Genomic DNA, 4,561 nt, shown 5'->3' on the forward strand with positions numbered 1-4,561 from the left:
ATTTTACAGGACAGAGCATTCGTTACCGTACAGCACTTCTGGAACAGGAAAGCTGGAGTTGGTCAGATTGGTCAGAAGCAAAAGGAATGAGTGCAGCGGACAGCGGGACGGTATTGTCAGAACTCAGCGGACTGCGATTTAATAATGAATATATGAGCTGTAACATTACGGTGGATGACATACGTGTTAGTTTGCCTGTGCAAACAGAACCAGAACCAGAACCGGAACCAGAACCGGAGCCAGACGCCGAACTACCCCCTACAGAAACGGAAGAACCAGGGTATCTGACTGTTTACACAGAAACTTTTGATGCAAAACCGAATACTTTGTCTGATGCGATAAGAGATGACATGCACTATTCCAAATGGCAAAACGGAGCAATCAGAGTATATAATGAGGATGGAAGTGGTGGAGATACTGCGGTGCTGCATCTACCTGAAACATATACACAGGATTCTGTTCATATTGCTATGACTTTTTTTGAAAATCAGGCAGAAGTTAACGGCGTGGATCACCAACGCATGAAATTGCATTTAATAAACGGTGCGGGACAAAGATCTCATCAAATCATGGTACAACGGCGGAATGCTACAGAAGGTTTGGCCTTGATTAGCGCAAGCAGCAGTATGATTGACGGAAATTTGAAAACAGCAGACTTGGGTGAGCCGCTACGAATAGAGATAGAGTGTAATTTTGAAAATGCGATGGTACGTTATCGTACCGCTGTACCTGAGCAAGGTGTTTGGAGTTGGACAGAATGGACGGAAGAAAAAGCGACCAGTCCGGCAGATGGCGGAGCAGTGCTTGATAGTTTGTCTGGTATTCAGTTTAATAATGAATATATGAGATGCAATATTGCTGTAGATGATTTTGTCGTTTTTCAAGCCAAACAAAAACCAATGGCAGATAATGTAAGAATATCAGGATATTCGGGTACGGTACCGCGATCTGGTGAAACCTTAAAAGGTGAATACGACTATTATGATTTATATGGTGAAGCAGAAAAAAATTCTGTGTATCAATGGTTGGTTTCAGATACACCGGAGTTTACAGATTACACAGTTGAGGGTACGTCCAGAACCATTACTTTGGATGACAGCTTTTTTAGAAAATATATTAAATTTCGTGTTATGCCGTCAAATGGAATTCACACAGGAAAAGCGGTTGATAGCGAAGCGGTAGGGCCAATTTTAACGGAAAATAATACAGGAACCCCCCCAACGGTATCAGAGTTAGCGCTTGAAGGCGGATTGTATGTAGGGCGTAAGGTAGTTTTAAAATATCAATATTTAGATATAGATCTTGATGAGGAAAATGGTACGGAGATCATATGGATGACGTCGCCACAGCCTGAAGAGGGATTTGAAAATGTCCAAATAGGGACTATAACTTCCGAGAATCAAACTGCTCTGTACTATGAAATCAAAGAGGAAGATCAAGGGAAATACTTACGTGTGTCTGTGACTCCAAAAAATCAAGCGGATAAAGGCGGTATTGGTGAAACGGTAATCTACACCGCTGCGGAACCAATTCAATTGGATCCGGTAAAGATGGATTGCGATGCAATTGATCCGGGAAGTCCATCCGGGGCACGCATTACTGGAGACTTATATTTGATATTGCAAGGGAAGAATGGAAGTTCCATTTCTTGGGATAGTTCGGATTCCAACGTAATTGGTACGGATGGCACTGTTCGTAGAGGGAGTGTAGATCAAAAGGTAACATTAACGGCAACGGTGTCACTCAATGGATATTCGCTTACCCGGTCATTTGTTTATATTGTCGTGGCAAAAGCGCCAATCAGTAGCAGTGGCGGCGGCGGTTCTCACTACATAGGCGGCGGAGGCCTGGGAAATGCACAGATGGTAATTGATGCAGAGACGGAAAATACACTATCTGATACTCAGCCTGATGTAAAACCTGTTTCATCTATTTTTACAGATTTGGAAGAAGCGGAGTGGGCTCGTGAGTATATTGAGTTTCTGGCAGAAAAAGAAATTGTCAGCGGAGATGGGGATGGAAAATTTGCTCCAAATCGAAGCATTAGCCGAGAAGAACTAGTCAAACTGGTAGTAACAGCATTTGGAAAGTATGATGAAACTGCTGTATCAAACTTTTCTGATGTCTTCCCTGGCACATGGTATGACGCTTATATTGCTTCAGCAGTCCAAGCCGGTATAATTGAAGGACGTGGCGACGGGACTTTTGGGGTTGGAGAGAAAATCACCAGACAGGATATGGCAGTAATTCTTTACAGAGCTGCCGATATTGAAACGACAGAAATGGAAAATGCAGGGCAACAATTTGAAGATGAAGATGAAATTTCATCTTATGCACGTGACGCAGTGGATGCACTGTGCGCAAAAGGGGTTTTAAATGGAAAGGGAAATGGATATTTTGCCCCTCAGGAAACCGCTACACGTGCCGAAGCAGCAAAGCTGATTGCATTATTAGCATACATGTAAAAGCTGGAATGCCCAAAGGAGGATGAAAGGATGAAAAGGATAATAAGCATAGTATGCATATGTGTGATGATGCTAACGGTAGCGGTGCATGCGGCAGGAGAAGAGACAGGAGCCGGAGCAGGAAGGATCGAAGCGGAGGATATGCAGCTGGATGGATATTATGTGGTACAAGAAAAGAATGCATCCGGAGGGAAATATATAAAATTAAAGACCAGAGAACAGCGAGAGCAGGTGTGGGGATCGGCCGAGTTTACATTTGAAGGAGAAACAGGGGTATATAATATAGATATAGTATATCCGGATTATTATAGTGGATCCTCAACGCGAAAGTTGTATATCAACGGAGAACAAAAAAGCATATGGTCAGGGAAAATCACGTATGGAGCGTCGGTATGGGGAAGCAGCACGGAATATGAGCCGGGGATCATACGGACCAAGACAGTAAAAGAAGTGGTTTTGCAAACAGGAGACAAGATAAGAATAGAATCAAAGACAGATTATGGAGAATACGGAGAACTGGATTATGTAGAGGTCTATCAAGGAGACCGGGAAGAAAACGGACAAGAGAAAGTAGAATTTACGGACATTGAAGGATTGGAGGAAGAAGAAGCGATTTTGGCATTAGCAGAAGCAGGGATAGTGCAGGGGAATGGAGAGGAGAAGTTTTATCCAGAGGAAAGATGCACGATAGATACAGCGCTGGTAATGCTGGTGCGAATGATGGGATATAAGGAAGAAAGCGAGGACGAGTGGGCCCAAGGAAGCCGAGAGAAAGCGAAGCAGAAGGGTTGGGTGACAGAAGAAGAATTAGCAAGAGGAGAAGAAACAATCACAGAAGCAGAAATAGGAGAAATTTTTAGCCGGGTACCGGAGATACAAAAAGTGGGAGGAAAGGTAGGAGATCGAGAAGAAGGGCTGAGCCGACGCGAAGCGGCAAGTGTGTTTTATGAAGTGAAAAAAAGTTTGGACACTTTACTGCCGGATGTCAATGGAACACCATCATATCCATTAGATGAGCTGGGATATATAAAAAATTGGCTGTATACTGGAATGGTGGCGACAGAGGTATATGAAGGAGGAAATGATGCGAATACAGCGCTGAGCGAAGCGCAGAATCGGCCGATGACAGTAACGGTTCCGGATAATGAAACATTTTCGGTAGAATTGGAAAATGGGATGGAATTTCGTCCATATCCCATGGGAAAGACAGGAATGCTCAATGAGGTAACTCGTGGAGGAGATCCGGATTTAATGTATGTAGAAGGGTATTTGTGTGCAGATTTGGTTGTAGAAAAGGATATGCAGGTAAATGCGAAACTGCAAATGGCCCGAGGGTACAATGAAGTATATCTCAACGGGAGCAAAGTGACGTCTATGTTATACCAGTGGACGAGAAACACATCAGTATCATTTGTGATGAATCTGAAAGCAGGAAAGAACAGAATATTTGTTCGACTGAATGGTCTTCAAGGGAATATTATAACAACAACGGCAGGGATACAGATACTGGATCACACCGAGGAGATACGGGTGGAGCCGCCGGCATTAGAGAAAGAATCGATAGAAGCATTCGGCGCGGAGGACTGGAGTTTTGATTTGACTCTGGAAGACGGGAAACTAAAAGCCGCTAGCCCACCACCGGCAGGGGCAAGCATTCTGGCGGGGTCAGAAGAATATGTGTGGCCCAAATATAGCAGTCAGTTTGATTTTGCGGAAGAAATGAACGGAGAAAAGCCGCTGGATATCATTGTTCGAGCAAAAACGGAAGATAATGAAATTTCCCGAACGTTAAAACTGGTGCAGAACTATGAGATCAAAAGAACGAATTATGAAAGTCTGGAAGAACATCAGAAACATTACCGTCAGACACTCATTGAGGAAGGTGGAAGGGATTGGGATTATATTCAGCTAATGTTGTTGAAATTAAGCGAAAATATGGAACTGACCACCGAGGATAATGATAAGATCATGGATGCGTTGACGAGTATGGATATGTTGGGTGACTGTGCAGAATTTACGATGGTACACGCACAGAGATTGATGTTATTGTATTCGGATAAGGTAGAGGAGAGAGTTCGGGATAAGCTGAAAGAGAG

At 43.5% G+C, this 4,561-nt stretch carries 2 protein-coding genes; both read left to right on the top strand.

What is annotated here, in order from left to right; translation table 11 throughout:
- On the top strand, positions 1-2,465 hold a 2,465-nt coding region (locus INF28_RS12500; RefSeq protein ID WP_226393788.1), incomplete at its 5' end, for an S-layer homology domain-containing protein.
- A 30-nt stretch (positions 2,466-2,495) separates the two neighbouring features.
- Positions 2,496-4,561, top strand: a 2,066-nt coding sequence (locus INF28_RS12505; RefSeq protein WP_226393789.1) for an S-layer homology domain-containing protein, incomplete at its 3' end; no start/stop codon positions are given.

The sequence above is a fragment of the Ructibacterium gallinarum genome (genome assembly GCF_014982785.1).
In the GTDB taxonomy this organism is placed as follows: Bacteria; Bacillota; Clostridia; order Monoglobales; family Monoglobaceae; genus Ructibacterium; species Ructibacterium gallinarum.